Origin of the sequence: Tropicimonas sp. IMCC34011, from assembly GCF_003390865.1 — a bacterium.
Lineage (GTDB): Bacteria > Pseudomonadota > Alphaproteobacteria > Rhodobacterales > Rhodobacteraceae > Tropicimonas_B.
Genome location: NZ_QMEJ01000001.1, coordinates 679367 through 694373 on the forward strand (window position 1 = coordinate 679367; position 15007 = coordinate 694373).

Below are 15007 nucleotides of genomic sequence, written 5' to 3' on the forward strand. Positions count from 1 at the left end.
GTTAGCCTGTCCCGGCGGCAGCGTCCAGCGGCGGCGGCTCCGTCCCGCCCTGGAACTCCGCCAGCCGCCCGACCTTCTCGGACAGTGTTTCCTGCCCCGCGATCCCGAGCGCTTTGGCGATGACGCCCGGCAGCCATGGCATGGCACGCCGCGCCATGCGATCCCTCCCCCGCAGGATGACCTTAGGGAATCCTAGCACGACCAAGGCGCGCCGTTAGGCCGGCATGCGCAAGCAGTCCTCAGGCGACGAGGCGCCCGAGCTCCTCCTGCACCGCGGCCAGATCCTCGACGAAGCGCGCCTCCTCCTCCGCCCGCTTCGACGCATCCGGAAGACGCAGCAGGTAGGAGGGATGGACGGTGACGAAGACCGGCGCGCCGAAGCGCCCGCGCTCGAAGCTGCCGCGCCGCTTGAGGATCCCCTTGCCGTCCCCTGTCAGCGCATGGAGGGCCGTGGCGCCGAGAGCCACGAAGAGGGCCGGCCGGACGACCTCCGCCTCGCTTTCAAGCCACCAGCGGCACGCGGACACCTCGCCCGCCGACGGCCGCTGGTGGATGCGGGACTTGCCGCGCGGCGTGAACTTGAAGTGCTTCACGGCATTGGTGACATAGGCCGCCTCCCGGTCGATCCCGGCCTTCCGGGCGCAGGCATCGAAGAGCTGGCCGGCGGGACCGACGAAGGGGCGACCTTCCAGATCCTCGTTGTCCCCCGGCTGCTCGCCGACGAACATCAAGGGCGCATCCTCGGGCCCTTCGCCGAAGACGGTCTGCGTGGCTGGGCCGTGGAGCGGGCAGCGGGTGCAGCCGGCGGCTTCCTTCGCAAGGCCGGGAATCGTCCGGGGCAGAAACAGGTCCATGTCGGTCTCCCGGCGGCGCGCAACAGCGGCGGCGGTAGGTGTGGGTTCGGAGGCTTCGGCGGCGCGCATCGCTTCCACGCGTGCCGGGGCCGAGGCGATCAGGTCGGGAATGAGCCGCGCCTCGGGAAGGTTCCGCCAGTACTTCTTCGGCATCTCCGACTGCATCGCCTTCACCATCAGGCGCGCGGGATTGAATATGTTGGCGTAATAGGTGCGCCAGAGATCCTCGGCGGCATCCTCCCCCTCGGGCGGGCGCGGCGGATCGGGGATCAGCTCGCTTCGCGTGCCGTCCCAGGCGATCCCCATGTCCGGCGTTGCGATGATCCATGACATGCTGGCGAACCGACGGGTGAAGAAACCGGCCATCGCCTCGGCGATGTAGTGATCGGGCTCGAACCAGGAGACGAAGGAGCGCCGGCCTGTTTCGGGATCGGGCGCGCCGACCTCCCTGAACCGGACAAATGCCTTCATCTTGTGCATGTCCCGGTGAACGGCCTTCTCCAGCTTGCGCAGCCGCCCCACCTGCGGATCGGCCCTGTCCGCCATCAGGCCGGGCCTGTCCTGCAGCCGCAGGAGCAACGCATAGAGAAGGGCGAAGCGCTCGGGATCCGAATGGCAGATCACCGTGTCGGCAAAGCTCGGGAAGGCACGTGGCACGGTGAGCTTGCGGGGCGTCCCGGACGGCGCGGAGATCCCGTCGAGCAGCCCGGGCGACGCCTCCCCCCGCGACCATGAGACGTCCTCGGGGCGCGCGCCCTCCCCTGCCAGGGCCCGCGCCTCGGCGCGCCACGCCTCGGACGTGCCGATCCGCGGAAGGACGACGACGCGCATCAGAAGAGGGACAGCTGCTCCGCCGGAGGGGCGAAGCGGGCACGAAGGCCGGCGCTGTCGATCAGCGCGCGGGGCGTCCAGTCCGGCAGGGAGATGAACGGCGCCGCCTTCTTCAACGACGCGCCGAGCCGGATCAGATCGTCATAGCGGATGGTCCTGTCACGTCTCAGCCTCAGCACCCGGTCCACCGTCTTCGTGCCGAAGCCCGGCACGCGCAGGAGCATGTCCCGCCCCGCGCGATTGACCTCCACCGGGAAATCTCCGCGATGGCGCAGGGCCCAGTCGAGCTTCGGATCGACCGCAAGATCCAGCATGCCGGTTTCGTTCGCAGCCAGTTCCTTCGCATCGAAGCCGTAAAAGCGCATCAGCCAGTCCGCCTGGTAGAGCCGGTGCTCCCGCTGGAGCGGCGGGCGGATGAGAGGCAGCGCGGCGGTACTGTCCGGGATCGGGGAGAAGGCGGAGTAGTAGACCCGGCGAAGGCGATAATCGCCGTAGAGCGTGGAAGATGTGTCGAGGATCGTCGCATCGTTCGCGCCGTCCGCGCCCACGATCATCTGCGTGGATTGACCGGCAGGGGCGAACCGGCCTTTCTTGCGACCCTTCCAGCTCTTTTCCCTGTACCCCTCGGACGTCGCTCGGACCTGTCCCATCGCGCCGCGGATCTGCGACGGGCGCTTTTCGGGCGCGAACCGCTTCACGCCACCATCGGTCGGCAGCTCGACGTTGATCGACAGGCGGTCGGCGTAGAGGCCCGCCTCCTCGATCAGCTCGGGCGCGGCGTCGGGGATCGTCTTGAGGTGGATGTACCCTCGGAACTGGTGGTCCTGTCGCAGGACCTTCGCGATGCGCACCATGTCGGACATGGTCTGATCAGGGGACCGGATGATCCCCGAGGACAGGAAGAGCCCCTCGATGTAGTTGCGACGATAGAATTCCGTCGTGAGCCAGACGACCTCCTCCACGGAGAACCGCGCCCGCTCCACGTTCGAGGAGACGCGGTTCACGCAATAGGAGCAGTCGTAGATGCAGAAGTTCGTCATCAGGATCTTCAGCAGGCTGATGCAGCGCCCGTCCGGGGCATAGGCATGGCAGATGCCGGACCCTTCGGTCGAACCGAGGCCTTTGCCGTCCCGGCTATCCCGCTTCGACGTGCCGGAGGACGCGCAGGAGGCGTCGTACTTCGCCGCATCTGACAGGATCGCCAGCCGGTCCATGAGGCTTTTCTTGGTCATGAATGTTCATATAAAGTTCTCACGCGCATCCGGCCAGCCGGAACCGCTAAACCAGTTCAATTTACCGAGTGTCCTCGACCGCGGACGGAACCGGTACACGCAAATGTGGTTCTCCCCTCACTGCCAACCCGGGGGGATTCCCATGCCATTTCTGAAAACCGTGCGTGATCTTGTGGGGAGTGCCGCGTCCGCGCTTGCCGAGTTGCTCGCGCCTGCACCTGCGCCGATGCCGATCCGTATCGAGCGGGACCGGACAAGCCACCGCCGATGAAACCGTCCCGTCCCGCCGATCTCGAAGCTCGGCTCGCCCGCCTCGACCGACTGGCCGGCATGATGGATGCTCGCTACGGCATCCCCTTCACTCCGTGGAGGATCGGCTGGGACGGAATTCTGGGCCTCGTTCCGGGGATCGGCGACACCCTCGCCCTCGCACCCGCCGCCTATATCGCACTCGAGGGCTATCGCCTCGGTGCGGACCGACGGACCCTCGCCCGCATGGGCGTGAATGCAGGCCTTGATTACGTCGTCGGCCTCGTCCCGTTCGTCGGCGATTTCTTCGACGTCGCCTTCAAGGCCAACAAGCGGAATATCGCGCTCTTGAAGGAGAATCTCGCGTCGCCTTCGAGGAACCCCGGCGCAGGCGCCGGAGTTGGCGCTTCAACTAATCGAGAGGATCGGCCGGGTCGCTATTGAGCAGTCCGGATGCCCGGCGGGGCCCGATCCGACGCAGCACGGCAAGGAGACCACCACGCATGCATAGCCTCTTCTATCTCATCGGCCTCATCGTGGTGATCCTAGCGGTCCTGCAATTCATCGCCTGAACAGGAGCTTCCAAATGTCCGACAATCTGAAACAAACGGCGAAGGACGCCCAGCACGAGGCCGAAAAAGCGGCCGATCACGCTCAGGAGCGCGCCGAGGCGAATGCCGAAGGCCTCAAAAGCCGCGCCAAAGGTTGGGCCGATCAGGGCCGCGCCGAAGTCGAGGACCGCGTCTATGGCGCCCGCGACTACGCTGCCAGCGAGACCGAGAAGCTGGCCGGCAACCTGCGCGACGCCGCGGACGACATGAGCGAAGGCTCCTATCAGGAGCGCTTCGTGGGCCAGTTCGCCAAGACCCTCAACAGCGCGGCCGACAACCTTCGCGACACGGAAATCTCCGATGTCGTCGAGGATTTGAGCAACTTCGCCCGCCGGAACCCCCTCGCCTTCCTCGGCGGCGCCGCGCTGATCGGTTTCGCCGCCAGCCGCTTCGCCAAGGCGACGCACGAAGACGATTTCGGCGGTGTCGGAGAGCCCCCGGCAGGCTACAGCCCGGATGGCCCGTCGGTCGATGTCTCGCCTGAAGCGCAGCCCGATCCGCTCGGCACGAAACCAATGACGCCCCCGACTTCGGCGTCCCCCGCCGTCGGCGGCGTCGGCGATCCGGCAACCTACAAACCGGCCGGAGGCCCGAAATAATGTCGACGCGTCCCGACCCCACGGCGCCTCCTCATGAGCCGGTCGCGGAAAAAGGCAGGGGGCCGATTGGCCTCCTGTCCGACGCGATGAACCATGTGAGCAACCTTCTGCGGAACGAGATGGACCTCGCTCGCGCGGAAATCAGCGAGAACGTGAAGCGCGCCGCGATCGCCATCGGCCTTCTCGCCGCCGCGGGCATCATAGCCCTCGTGGCGCTGAACGTGCTCGCCGCCGCGCTTGTCGCGGCGCTCGCCGAAACCGGTCTCGAGCCGGGCTGGGCGTCCCTCATCGTCGGCGTGGCCCTCGCGGTCATCGCCTTCGCCCTTGTCGCCAAGGGGTCCCACGATCTCAAGGGCACGAGCCTCGCGCCGACCCGGACCACCAAGAATATCAAGCGCGACGCCGAAGCGGTGCGCGATACCTACAAGGAGACAAACCATGGCTGACGGTCAGAACCGGTCACCCAGCGAGATCGAGCGCGATATCGAAGACGAGCGTTCGGCCCTCACCAAGACCCTCGAAGCGCTCCAGGACAGCCTCTCGTTCGACAGCTTCCTGCATACCGCGTCGGACAGCGTTCGGAAGAACGGCGGCGAGATCGGCCGCTCGCTCGGCAACAGCGTCAAGGCCAACCCCGTGGCTCTGGCCCTGACGGGCGCCGGGATTGCGTGGCTGGTCTTCGGACCTTCCTCGTCCTCCTCGTCGCCTACCAAGCGTCGTCATCCCGCGCCCGCCCCGGCCCCGGTTGCCTACGATCCGGCCTACCGTCCGACCTCCCCGGGCCTTCGCCGCGATCCCTATGCCACCGACTTCGACGCCCGTGTCGCGGCCGCCGAAGCCGAACTGGAGGGCGCGAGCGCCGGCCGCCGGTCCTACACCGGCACCGGCACGATCCCCGGCTCTGCGGCGTCCGGCGCATCGAGCAGCTGGAGCAAGTCGGCCTCCCGCCTGTCCCGCGCCAAGTCGAAGGCTCGCGGCAGCCTCAGCCACGCCCGGCACAAGGCGACCGGCGCTTACTACGATGCGCGCGGCAAGGTGAGCGGCAAGGCCAGCGAAGCGAAGTACGCGACGAAGGCTCGCCTTCATCATGCCAAGGCCGATGCGAAATCCGGCTATTACTCCGCTCAGGCGAGCGCCAGCGAGGGCGCCGGCCGCGTCTCCTCCGCGGTGCATGATCTTCGTGAGCGCATTTCGGAAGGAACCGAGCACATGTCCGATGAAGCCCGCCGCCGGGTGATTGCGGCACGGGAACGCGCCATCGAGGCGCGCATCAGTGCCGAGCAGTATTACAACGAGGGCAGCGCAAAGGCGCGCGCCTTCTACCACGACCAGCCCCTCGTGGTCGGTGCAGCGTTCCTGGCGCTTGGTGCCGCCGTCGGCGCCGCCCTGCCCCGCACCCGGTTCGAGGATGACACCTTCGGCGACTACTCCGATCACATGATGGATGAAGCTGAAGCCATCTATCGTGACGAGCGGGATCGTCTGGAGCGCGCCGCGAAAGCCGCGGCGGGCGAAGCCGAGACCGTGGCCCGCGAAACCATGGCTCAGGCCCGCGAAGCGGCGCCCGACATGCCCGACGGCCGCGCGGCGGTCGACGAGGCCGAGGCCAAGGTCAAGGAAACCGCGGCGCGCATCGGCGATGCCGCGCAGAAGGCCCACGACAAGGACTGATCGGTCCCGTTGACAATCAGTTCGTGATACTCTCGAAAAATCCGCCGGTGACGTACGACGTCGCCGGCGGATTTACAGAAAGGACCCTTGAGCGTGGAAAGTTGCCTCGTTGCGCGTCTCACCCGGTACATGGCCCTGTCCGAGGAAGAGAAGGACTTCATCGCGACCCTCGAGGATACGGAGCAGCAACACGCGGCCGGCGACGTCATCATCGACACCGACGCGCATGACGCGCCCATCTTCATCGTTAAGGAAGGCTGGCTCGTGGCCAGGGCGGAGTTCAAGGGCAAGACCGCGATCAGCCGGATCTTCCTGCCCGGCGAGATCGTCGGACTTGCGGAACTCGGCGCCGACAATGCCGGCCATGAGACCGTAATGCAGACCGACGGCACGGTCTGTCCCTTTCCCCGCGATGCCGTCACCAAGCTCTTCGGTCGCCTGCCGCGTCTTGCCTCCTTGCTGATGAGCGTGAGCGGCGTCGATCAGACCGCCCTCAGGGACAAGCAGACGGCAATGGCGATCTATTCCGGCGAGGACCGCCTCATCCATTTCTTCCTCGACCTGCGCGCGCGGCTGGCCGTCGCCAATGTCGGAACCGGAAACCGCTTCCGGATCCCGATGAGCCAGGCCGAAATCGGGCAGGCCATCGGGACGACGCCGGTCTACGTGAACCGCATGATGCAGGACTTCATTCGCAGGGGCCGGATACAGGTGGAGCGCCCCTATTACCGTCTGCTCGACCGCGAGGAGATGGAGCGGCAGATCGACTTCCGGGACCGTTACGCCGCCCTCGATACGAGCTGGTTTCCGTCCGCGCCCGACGAGCGACCGCTGCGCTGAGCGAACTGCGGCATCAGGATGGTGTCTGACCGGGTTTGCGGCCCATTCGGCCCTGCCCGGTCTTTTTGTTCAAACCGGAACCTCACTCAGAGGCGGACGTTCACCCGGCAGCACATAACGTGACCCGCAAGGAGGGTAAGACCCATGGCCATGAACAGCCTCAAGGACATCTACATCGATCAGCTTCAGGACCTCTACAGCGCCTGCAAGCAATCCCGCGACGTGACGTCCAAGCTCGTGAACGCCGCCAAGAACGAGGAGCTCAAGAAGGCCCTCCAGGCCGGCGTGGATGGCATCGAGAACGGCATGAGCACCATGTCCGACCTCTGCAAGGCCCACGGCGTCGATCCGACCGGCGAGCACTGCAAGGGCATGGAAGGCCTCGCTGCCGAAGCGAAGGCGCATGCGCTCGACGAAGAGTTCGGCGATGAAGACACGCAGGATGCGATGATCATCACGCAGTACCAGCGCATGGCCCATTACGCGATCGCCGGCTATGGCTGCGTCAAGGCCTTTGCCGAGCGCCTGGAGCTGTCCGACGATGTCACGAAGCTCGATAAGTGCCTCGACGCGTCGTATGATGGCGACGACCACATGACGAAGATCGCCGAAGGCAAGGTGAACCCCGCCGCGGCCTGATCGACCTTCTACTTGGGTTCGGGCCCTCCGAACCACACGACGCCCTCGCGGAGTTCCGCGGGGGCGTTTTTCTGCGCGCTCCGTGCATCGTATCCCCGGAAGACACCCATCGCCGCCTCGGGCCTGCCGCCTCTTTTTCGATCAGCATCGGCGCCTCTCCGCGACCGGATGCCGGGCCGCCGGAACAGAGTGCTCCCCCGGAGATTGCATCCAGGTGACCATGCAGGAGAGAGCCATGGAACTCGAAAAGAAAGCCGGCGCCGGGCGCGCCATTGATGCCGCAGCCGAGCGGTGGGGAGAGACTGAGGAGTCGCGCGCGGAGGGGGCAACCGCAGGCGCGGGCGGCCCCGGCGATCCTGTCCCGGCGAGAGACCCCGAGCCTCAGCCCACGGGCGATCCGGAGCCGGATGGGACCCCGGTCACGGACGATCGGACGGCTCCCCCCGCGAACGGAGACGGGCCGCTTCCGGTCTGAGATTACTTGGCCGGGGAGACGGTCTGCCCGCGCGCCGGCTCCCCGCGCGCCACGTCGCCGCCATCCGCGACATAATCCAGGAACTGAGCCGGAAGGCCCTCCCCGTCTCCGAGGATCGGAGTAGTTTGCAGATGAAAATGCAGGTGCGGCTCGGTGGTGTTCCCGCTGTTGCCGCACAGGCCAAGGAGATCCCCGGCGCCGACCGTGTCCCCCTCCGCCACGGCCACGCTTCCCGCCTGAAAATGCGCGAGAAAGCCGAACTCCCCTGACCCGAAGTCGATCACGACATGATTGCCGGCCGGATGCGTCGCATCCGTTGCGTCGATCGGCTGGTCGGAAAGGTCACCCACCGCGCGAACGATCTTGCCGGCCGCCGGGGCGCGGACTTCCCTGCCCCAACAATGGTACGACGACAGGTCTGTCCGGTCCCCCGCGAAACTCTCGCCATCCTCCAGCACGAGGAGGTCCATCGCGAAGCGCTGAGCGGGATCGACGGCATGGTAGTTCTCCTCCACGCTCCGTCCGCCCCAGACCACGTACCACTTCCCGCTCACAGGCAGTCGCAGATCCGCTTTCGTCCGGTAGTCCAGGAACCGGCTCTCCACCGCGACAGCCTGCGGACGTACCCAGAAGCCGGCGACGTTGCCCGCCGCATCGAGGGTGATGCGTATCTCGACGGGCCGGTCGGTGCCGCTCCAGCGTCCGATCCTACGGTAGATCTCGAGCCCGCCCTCGTGGGTCGTGATCTCGGCGCGGACGGCAACCTCCTCGCCGAGTTCCGCCAGAATTTCCGCGCGGATTTCTTCGAAGGTTTCTCGGCTACTGACGGCCTCCTTCATCTCGGGCGTCATCGCCGCCCAGAGAGCGTCCACGTCCCCCTCGAGGAACGCGTCCGCGAACCGCGCGCCCGCCTGCTCTTCGCAGACCGCGGGCGCCGCCGCGAGGCACAGGGCCGCCGCGGCGGCGAGCCGGCTCAGTCCCACCATGGCCCGTGATGGACGCCCTCGGCGCCCACGCGTTCGAAGCCGTGCCGCCCGAAGAAATCCCTCAATCCCTGGATAAGATCGGCCGTTCCGCGTCCCTGCCGCATGCTGTCGAAGTAGGACAGCGCGGAGGCGAAGCCGGTCGCAGGAAGGCCGGCCGTCACGCTTTGCGTCACCACCTGCCTGAGCGCAGGCGCGCCGTTCACCAGCGGCTCGCGGAACGCCGGAGCCAGATGCAGTGCGCCCTCCGGCAGACCGTCCCGGATCGCCGCCGCAATATCGTCGAGAAGCGAAGAGCGGATGATGCAGCCGGCGCGCCAGATCTCGGCCACGCGCGCGAGGTCGATATCCCATCCGAACTCGTCGGAGGCGGCCTTCAGAAGCAGGAACCCCTGACCGTAGGCGAGGATACGCGCGGCGAGGAGCGCCCGGCCGAGATCGTCTTCGGAGAGCGCCGGCGCTGGACCGTCCGCCTCGCCGAAAGCTTTCGCGCCCTCGGCCCGGAGCCCGCTCATCGCAGACCACGAACGCGCCGCCACCGCCGCCTCGATGGTGGAGGCGGACTGCCCCAGCTTGAGCGCCTCGATCAGGGTCCAGCGACCGGTCCCCTTCTGGCCCGCCTCGTCCACGATCAGGTCGACCGCAGGCTTGCCCGTCTCGGGGTCGGTGGCCGACAGGACCTTCTCCGTTATTTCGCAGAGATAGGACTGCAGACGGCCCTCGTTCCAGCGGCCGAACACCTTTGCGATCTCAGCCGGGGACTTGCCCTGGCCCTTGCGCATCAGCCCGGAAGCCTCAGCGATCAGTTCCATGTCGGCGTATTCGATGCCGTTATGCACCGTCTTCACGAAATGCCCGGCTCCGTCCGGCCCGAGGCGCGCGGCGCAGGGGTCGCCTTCGTAGGTCGCGGCGATGGCCTCCACGATATCGCGGATCGGCTCGTAAGCGGAGGCATCGCCCCCCACCATGATGGACGGGCCGTGCCGGGCGCCATCCTCGCCGCCCGAGACGCCCATCCCGATGAAGTGGATGCCCTTCTCGCGCAGTCGTTTCTCGGTGGCGCGGGTATCGTTGAAATCGGCGTTGCCGGCATCGATCAGCGTGTCACCCTTGTCGAGGAGCGGCACCAGCTTCTCGATGGTCTCGAAGACAGGCGCCCCGGCCTTGACCATGATGATGATCGCCCGCGGCGGAGCGATGGCCGCCACCAGTTCCTCCAGCGTCTCGGAGGGAACGAGGGCATCGCGAAGCGGCCCGGCCTCCTCCATCACCTCGGTAATATGGGCCGTGTTCCGGTTCCAGACCGCCACGGGAAATCCCTTCTCGGCGATGTTGAGAGCCAGCGCGCTGCCCATAGTGCCGAGCCCTGCCAGTCCGATCCGTGCCGTGGTGGCCATGTGTCGTCTCCCGATAGTCCAGTTTCGCATCAGAACCTATCGCCCGCAGGCCTTGAAGCAAACGGGCGCGCCCATTGGACGCGCCCGCTACCGGCTGCCTTTCGAGAAACAGACACTCACTCCGGCGGAGATCCCCGGCCTTTCCAGGCGGCAAATGGCCGCCCGCCCTCTTCGCGTCAGAGCGCGCCGAGGCACCACCGCATGACCGCTTTCTGGGCGTGCAGGCGGTTCTCCGCTTCGTCGAAGATCACCGAGCGCGGACCGTCCATGACCTGGCTCGTCACCTCCTCGCCGCGATGCGCCGGCAGGCAATGCATGAACAACGCGTCCGGCCCGGCCGCATCCATGAGCGCGTCGTTGACCTGGTAGGGGCGAAGCTGATTGTGGCGTCGCTCCCGAGCCGATTGCGCGTCATGCATCGACAGCCACGTATCGGTGACGACGAGGTCCGCCCCCTCGACCGCCTTCCCGGCGTCGCGCTCCACGCTCACCGAGACGCCCTTCGCCCGCGCGGCCTCCATCACCTTGACCGGCGGTTCCAGCGTTTCGGGCCCGGTGAAGACGAAATCGAAGCCGAACTGCCCGGCTGCATGGATGAACGAGGCACAGACGTTGTTGCCGTCCCCCGTCCACACGACCTTCTTGCCGCCGATCGGCCCCCGATGCTCCTCGAAGGTCATGATGTCCGCCATGATCTGGCACGGGTGGCTGGCATTCGTCAGACCGTTGATCACGGGCACGTCGGCATTGTCCGCCAGCTCCTGCAGCGTCGCCGCGTCGAAGGTGCGGATCGCGATCATATCGACGTAACGGGAGAGGACGCGGGCAGTGTCCGCGATGGTCTCGCCATGACCGAGCTGCATCTCAGCGCCGGAGAGCACGAGCGTCTCGCCGCCCATCTGCCGAACGCCGACGTCGAAGGAGACGCGCGTCCGGGTCGAAGGCTTCTCGAAGATGAGCGCCACCACGCGGTCCTTGAACGGCTGCTCGGCATCGGGGGTGCCCTTGGGCTTGCCGGCCCGGTCCGCCTTGATCCGCCGCCCCTCGTCGATCATCCGCCGCAGATCCTCCGGCGCCGTCGTGTCGATGTCCAGAAAATGGCTCATGCCGCGTTCTCCTCGATCCGTTTGGCTGCGGCGTCGATCCGCGCGAGCCCTTCGGCGATATCATCCTCGCCGATGTTCAGCGCCGGCAGGAGGCGCACCACGTTGTTTCCGGCCGGGATCACGATGACCCCGGCGTCGTAGCAGGCCGCGACGACCTCGGTGTTGGGCACGGTGCAAACGAGACCGATCATCAGCCCCGGCCCTCGCACCGCTTGGAAGACGCCGGGATGCGCCTCCACGAGCGCCTCCAGCCGCTTCGTCAACGCCTCGCCCTTCGCCGCAACGGCATCGAGAAAGGCGGGCTCCCCCACCTTCTCCAGAACCGCGAGGGCGACCGAGCAGGCGAGCGGGTTGCCACCATAGGTCGTCCCGTGCGTGCCGAGGGTCATCCCGGACGCGGCCTCGGCCGTCGCGAGAACCCCGCCGAGGGGAAAGCCGCCGCCGATGCCCTTGGCGACCATCATGATGTCCGGCGTGATACCGGCCAGTTCATGGGCGAAGAGCCGTCCGGTCCGGCCGACGCCGCTTTGAACCTCGTCGAGGATCAGAAGGACGCCGGTCTCGTCACAGAGCGTCCGGAGCCGCTTCAGGTCCTCCTCGGGCACCGGGCGGATACCGGCCTCGCCCTGGATCGGCTCGATCAGGAGCGCGGCGACGTCCGCCTTGCGGATCTCCGCCTCCACCGCCGCGAGGTCGCCGAATCCGAGCTTGCGGAACCCCTGCAGGATCGGGGCGAAGCCGCCCACCATCTTCTCTCCGCCAGAGGCTGCGATCCCGGCGGAGGAGCGGCCGTGGAAGGCCCCCTCGAAGGTCAGGATCACGTTGCGTTCGGGCGTGCCCTTCTCGTGCCAGTACCTGCGCGCCATCTTCACCGCGAGCTCGCAGGATTCGGTGCCGCTGTTGGTCAGGAAGACCGTATCGGCGAAGGTCAGCTCGACCAGCCGGTCCGCCAGCTTCTGCTGGAGTGGGATGTCGTAGAGGTTGGAGACATGCCAGAGCTTGCCGGCCTGTTCGGTCAGCGCCGAGACGAGTTCGGGCGCCGCATGACCGAGGACGTTCACCGCGATCCCGGCCCCCAGATCGACAAATCGGCGGCCATCCTCCGTCTCCAGCCAGGAGCCGTTGCCCCGGACAAACCGGAGGGGCGCGCGCGAGTAGGTCGGCAAAAGGGAGGGGATCATCATCCTGGTCCTCAACTACATGTGATCTGGGAAGTGCCGCGAGGGCGAGGGGCTGTCAACATGGGGCGCAAAAGAGAGGCGCCCCGGCCGGTGAACCGGCGGGTCCGTCAGGCGCCGCGTCGGCGGCGGAGAAGGTGAGACGTCATGCCCATGCTCCACCCTCTAGCAGGGGCCGCGGGGGCGGACCAGAGGAAATGCCGCGGGGCCCGGGATCAGACCGGGAGGGCCGCCAGCGCGACCCGCCGCCCCTCGGCAAGGCAGACATTGTAGGTGCGGCAGGCGGAGGGGGAGGACATGGCATCGACGCCGATCCCGGCCTCCTCGAGCGCGGCGCGGAACTCCGCGGGTAGATGTGCAGGATCAGCGCCCGTTCCGAGCAGAACCACGTCGACCTGCCCCGCCAGCGCCGCGATCTCCTCCGGCGCCTCCATGCCGCGCCAGGGATGCACGCCGTCCGGCGCGGCGATCATCGGGCCGTGATGAACCTCACCGGCAACGCGGAAGAAGCCCGGCCCGTACCCGTCCACCGGACGCGCGGCCCCGAACTGCATGTCGGTCATCTGCATGGATGGTCTCCTTCTCGCTCCGTCGCCCCCGATATAGGCGCGGCGGGCCTTCAGTCGAAGATGGGAAGCCCGATCAGCACCGAGCCTGCCACCACGGCATAGGCAAAGGGGCGGTAACGCGGTCCCGATGCCGGGGTGAAGGCGGCCGTCCCCGCCCAACTTCCGAGCGTGTAGAGCGGCAGGAGCAGGAGCCCCAGCCAGAGCAGCTCCGCGCTCACAACGCCCCGCCACCACAGCCCCGGCAGAAGCGCCGCGTTCAGGATCGCGAGGAACGCGCCCGTCTCCGCGCGGATCTCCCGCGGGGGGCGGTCGCCGCTCAGGTGGAAAAGGATCAGGATGGGGGACATGAGCCCCGTCGCCCCGCCGAGCACCCCCGTCGTCACGCCGACGCCGAGACGCGCGGACCAGTGGGGGCGGGTCTGATAGCGCCAGCCGAAGGCGAGCGCCACCAGCGTTGCCGCGATGATCGTGCAGACCGCCCAGCGAAGCGGCACCGGGTCGACCGTGGTGAGGATGACGAGCCCGACCGGCAGGAGGGCGATGGCGCCGGCCAGCGTGGTCGCAAGGCCCCTCCGGTCCGCGATCCGAAGCGCGCCGGGCAGCACCGAGACGAGGGCTCCGAGCCCCGAGAGGACGAAGGTGACGACCGCCGCTTCCGGCCCCAGGACGAGGCCCGCCACCGGCATGTAAACGAGGGAGGCGCCGAAGCCCGCGAAGCCGTAGACGAAGCCGGCGACGAGTGCGGCCCCGGCGACGACCCCGGCCCCCGGAAGGGCCAGGGCCGCCAGGATCGCGTCAGGCATCGGTGCTGGTGAACTGCGTTCCGGCCGGGCTGTCCCCGCCCTTCTCCTTCGACCAGTCCCGCTTTACCCCGAGACGCAGCAGGATCGTGCCGGCGACGAAGACGGAGGAATAGGTGCCGATGACGATGCCCCAGATCATCGCGAAGACGAAGCCGCGGATCACGTCGCCGCCGAGGATATAGAGGGCGATGAGCGCGATCAGCGTCGTGAAGGACGTCATCGCCGTGCGGCTCAGGGTCTCGTTCAGCGACAGGTTCATCAGCTGCCGAAGCGGCATCGTCTTGAACTTCCGCAAGTTCTCGCGAACCCGGTCGAACACGACGACGGTATCGTTCAGCGAATAGCCGACGATGGTCAGGAGCGCCGCGATGATCGAAAGATCGAACGGAAGCTGCAGCAGGCAGAAGATGCCGATGGTGACGATCACGTCGTGGATCAGGGCCGCGACGGCGCCCACGCTGAACTGCCACTCGAAGCGCAGCCAGACGTAGACGAGGACGGCGCCCATGACCGCCAGAACGGAGAGGACCGCGTCCCAGATCAACTCGCCGGACACTTCGGGCCCGACGCTCTCCACAGAGGTGAAGCGGATCTCCGGGTTCACCTCCTGAAGCGCGGCCTCGACGGTGGCGATCTTCTGCTCCGTGATGGCTTCCTCGCCCTCCTGCGCCTGGATGCGCACCTGGGCGACGTTCTCGTCCGGGCCGAAGGAGGGATCGAACACTTCGGTGATCGCCACGTCCCCGAGGCCGAGCTCGGCGAGGGCGGAGCGATACTCGCCCACATCCACCGCCGCGGGGCTCTCGGTGCGGATGGTGGTCCCGCCGAGGAAGTCGATGCCGAGGTTCAGACCCACGGTGAAGAACAGCACGATGGAGGCGATGACCGCCAGGACCGACGCGCCGAAGGTGATCTTCCAGAACTTGAAGAAGTTCCAGTCGGTCTCTTGGGGAACAAGTCTCAAACGCAT

General features: G+C 67.3%; 16 protein-coding genes. 6 read left to right on the plus strand and 10 right to left on the minus strand.

What is annotated here, in order from left to right:
* Position 1: 1 nt before the first annotated feature.
* From DQG15_RS18075 to DQG15_RS03265, 3 genes are all read right to left on the minus strand, one after another.
* Positions 2-157, minus strand: coding sequence for a hypothetical protein (locus DQG15_RS18075; RefSeq protein ID WP_157968879.1), 156 nt, complete (start codon positions 155-157; stop codon positions 2-4).
* 82 nt (positions 158-239) lie between these two features.
* Positions 240-1685 carry a UdgX family uracil-DNA binding protein gene (locus tag DQG15_RS03260; RefSeq protein WP_116082688.1) on the minus strand — a complete coding sequence of 482 codons (1446 nt, stop codon included), beginning with the start codon at positions 1683-1685 and terminating at the stop codon, positions 240-242.
* On the minus strand, positions 1685-2917 hold the full coding sequence (locus tag DQG15_RS03265; RefSeq protein ID WP_116082689.1) for a putative DNA modification/repair radical SAM protein: 1233 nt from the start codon (positions 2915-2917) through the stop codon (positions 1685-1687). The genes DQG15_RS03260 and DQG15_RS03265 overlap by 1 nt, the downstream gene beginning before the upstream one ends.
* A gap of 267 nt (positions 2918-3184) precedes the next feature.
* On the opposite strand from DQG15_RS03265, the gene DQG15_RS03270 reads away from it, so the two are divergent.
* From DQG15_RS03270 to DQG15_RS03295, 6 genes are all read left to right on the plus strand, one after another.
* Positions 3185-3610 carry a DUF4112 domain-containing protein gene (locus DQG15_RS03270; protein WP_116082691.1) on the plus strand — a complete coding sequence of 142 codons (426 nt, stop codon included), beginning with the start codon at positions 3185-3187 and terminating at the stop codon, positions 3608-3610.
* A 142-nt stretch (positions 3611-3752) separates the two neighbouring features.
* Complete coding sequence (locus DQG15_RS03275; RefSeq protein WP_116082693.1) at positions 3753-4376, plus strand: hypothetical protein; 624 nt, start codon at positions 3753-3755, stop codon at positions 4374-4376.
* Positions 4376-4822 (plus strand): phage holin family protein, encoded by a 447-nt coding sequence (locus DQG15_RS03280; protein WP_116082695.1) that lies wholly within the window; start codon positions 4376-4378, stop codon positions 4820-4822. The genes DQG15_RS03275 and DQG15_RS03280 overlap by 1 nt, the downstream gene beginning before the upstream one ends.
* A complete protein-coding gene (locus DQG15_RS03285; RefSeq protein ID WP_116082697.1) occupies positions 4815-6047 on the plus strand; it encodes a DUF3618 domain-containing protein in 1233 nt (410 codons plus the stop codon). Before DQG15_RS03280 ends, DQG15_RS03285 begins: the two co-directional genes overlap by 8 nt.
* 93 nt (positions 6048-6140) lie before the next feature.
* Entirely contained in the window at positions 6141-6887 is a 747-nt protein-coding gene (locus DQG15_RS03290; protein WP_116082699.1) for a Crp/Fnr family transcriptional regulator, read from the plus strand.
* A gap of 144 nt (positions 6888-7031) precedes the next feature.
* Positions 7032-7526 carry a DUF892 family protein gene (locus DQG15_RS03295; protein WP_116082700.1) on the plus strand — a complete coding sequence of 165 codons (495 nt, stop codon included), beginning with the start codon at positions 7032-7034 and terminating at the stop codon, positions 7524-7526.
* A 477-nt stretch (positions 7527-8003) separates the two neighbouring features.
* On the opposite strand, the gene DQG15_RS03305 is transcribed toward DQG15_RS03295, so the two are convergent.
* The 7 genes from DQG15_RS03305 to secF form a co-directional block, all read right to left on the minus strand.
* Positions 8004-8987, minus strand: a complete 984-nt coding sequence (locus tag DQG15_RS03305) for a peptidoglycan DD-metalloendopeptidase family protein (protein WP_116082704.1) — start codon at positions 8985-8987, stop codon at positions 8004-8006.
* Positions 8975-10381, minus strand: a complete 1407-nt coding sequence (gndA, locus tag DQG15_RS03310) for an NADP-dependent phosphogluconate dehydrogenase (RefSeq protein ID WP_116082705.1) — start codon at positions 10379-10381, stop codon at positions 8975-8977. Before gndA ends, DQG15_RS03305 begins: the two co-directional genes overlap by 13 nt.
* Before the next feature lie 176 nt (positions 10382-10557).
* Positions 10558-11487: an ornithine carbamoyltransferase gene (gene argF, locus DQG15_RS03315; protein WP_116082707.1), complete on the minus strand. Its 930-nt coding sequence runs from the start codon at positions 11485-11487 to the stop codon at positions 10558-10560.
* The gene (locus DQG15_RS03320) at positions 11484-12668 is read right to left on the minus strand and encodes an aspartate aminotransferase family protein (protein WP_116083715.1); all 1185 of its coding nucleotides are present in this window, start codon (positions 12666-12668) and stop codon (positions 11484-11486) included. The genes argF and DQG15_RS03320 overlap by 4 nt, the downstream gene beginning before the upstream one ends.
* A gap of 212 nt (positions 12669-12880) precedes the next feature.
* Complete coding sequence (locus tag DQG15_RS03325) at positions 12881-13234, minus strand: Mth938-like domain-containing protein (RefSeq protein ID WP_116082709.1); 354 nt, start codon at positions 13232-13234, stop codon at positions 12881-12883.
* A gap of 50 nt (positions 13235-13284) precedes the next feature.
* Entirely contained in the window at positions 13285-14037 is a 753-nt protein-coding gene (locus DQG15_RS03330) for a sulfite exporter TauE/SafE family protein (RefSeq protein WP_116082711.1), read from the minus strand.
* The gene (gene secF, locus DQG15_RS03335; RefSeq protein WP_116082713.1) at positions 14030-15007 is read right to left on the minus strand and encodes a protein translocase subunit SecF; all 978 of its coding nucleotides are present in this window, start codon (positions 15005-15007) and stop codon (positions 14030-14032) included. The genes DQG15_RS03330 and secF overlap by 8 nt, the downstream gene beginning before the upstream one ends.

Excerpts from the sequence above, each read along its gene's own strand:
- DQG15_RS18075 (WP_157968879.1), bottom strand. The coding sequence starts at position 157 with ATGGCGCGGCGTGCCATGCCATGGCTGCCGGGCGTCATCGCCAAAGCG.
- secF (WP_116082713.1), bottom strand. The coding sequence starts at position 15,007 with ATGCGTTTGAGACTTGTTCCCCAAGAGACCGACTGGAACTTCTTCAAG.
- DQG15_RS03275 (WP_116082693.1), top strand. The coding sequence starts at position 3,753 with ATGTCCGACAATCTGAAACAAACGGCGAAGGACGCCCAGCACGAGGCC.
- gndA (WP_116082705.1), bottom strand. The coding sequence starts at position 10,381 with ATGGCCACCACGGCACGGATCGGACTGGCAGGGCTCGGCACTATGGGC.
- DQG15_RS03305 (WP_116082704.1), bottom strand. The coding sequence starts at position 8,987 with ATGGTGGGACTGAGCCGGCTCGCCGCCGCGGCGGCCCTGTGCCTCGCG.
- DQG15_RS03325 (WP_116082709.1), bottom strand. The coding sequence starts at position 13,234 with ATGCAGATGACCGACATGCAGTTCGGGGCCGCGCGTCCGGTGGACGGG.
- DQG15_RS03280 (WP_116082695.1), top strand. The coding sequence starts at position 4,376 with ATGTCGACGCGTCCCGACCCCACGGCGCCTCCTCATGAGCCGGTCGCG.
- DQG15_RS03285 (WP_116082697.1), top strand. The coding sequence starts at position 4,815 with ATGGCTGACGGTCAGAACCGGTCACCCAGCGAGATCGAGCGCGATATC.
- DQG15_RS03265 (WP_116082689.1), bottom strand. The coding sequence starts at position 2,917 with ATGACCAAGAAAAGCCTCATGGACCGGCTGGCGATCCTGTCAGATGCG.
- DQG15_RS03330 (WP_116082711.1), bottom strand. The coding sequence starts at position 14,037 with ATGCCTGACGCGATCCTGGCGGCCCTGGCCCTTCCGGGGGCCGGGGTC.
- DQG15_RS03260 (WP_116082688.1), bottom strand. The coding sequence starts at position 1,685 with ATGCGCGTCGTCGTCCTTCCGCGGATCGGCACGTCCGAGGCGTGGCGC.
- DQG15_RS03295 (WP_116082700.1), top strand. The coding sequence starts at position 7,032 with ATGGCCATGAACAGCCTCAAGGACATCTACATCGATCAGCTTCAGGAC.
- DQG15_RS03320 (WP_116083715.1), bottom strand. The coding sequence starts at position 12,668 with ATGATCCCCTCCCTTTTGCCGACCTACTCGCGCGCGCCCCTCCGGTTT.
- argF (WP_116082707.1), bottom strand. The coding sequence starts at position 11,487 with ATGAGCCATTTTCTGGACATCGACACGACGGCGCCGGAGGATCTGCGG.
- DQG15_RS03270 (WP_116082691.1), top strand. The coding sequence starts at position 3,185 with ATGAAACCGTCCCGTCCCGCCGATCTCGAAGCTCGGCTCGCCCGCCTC.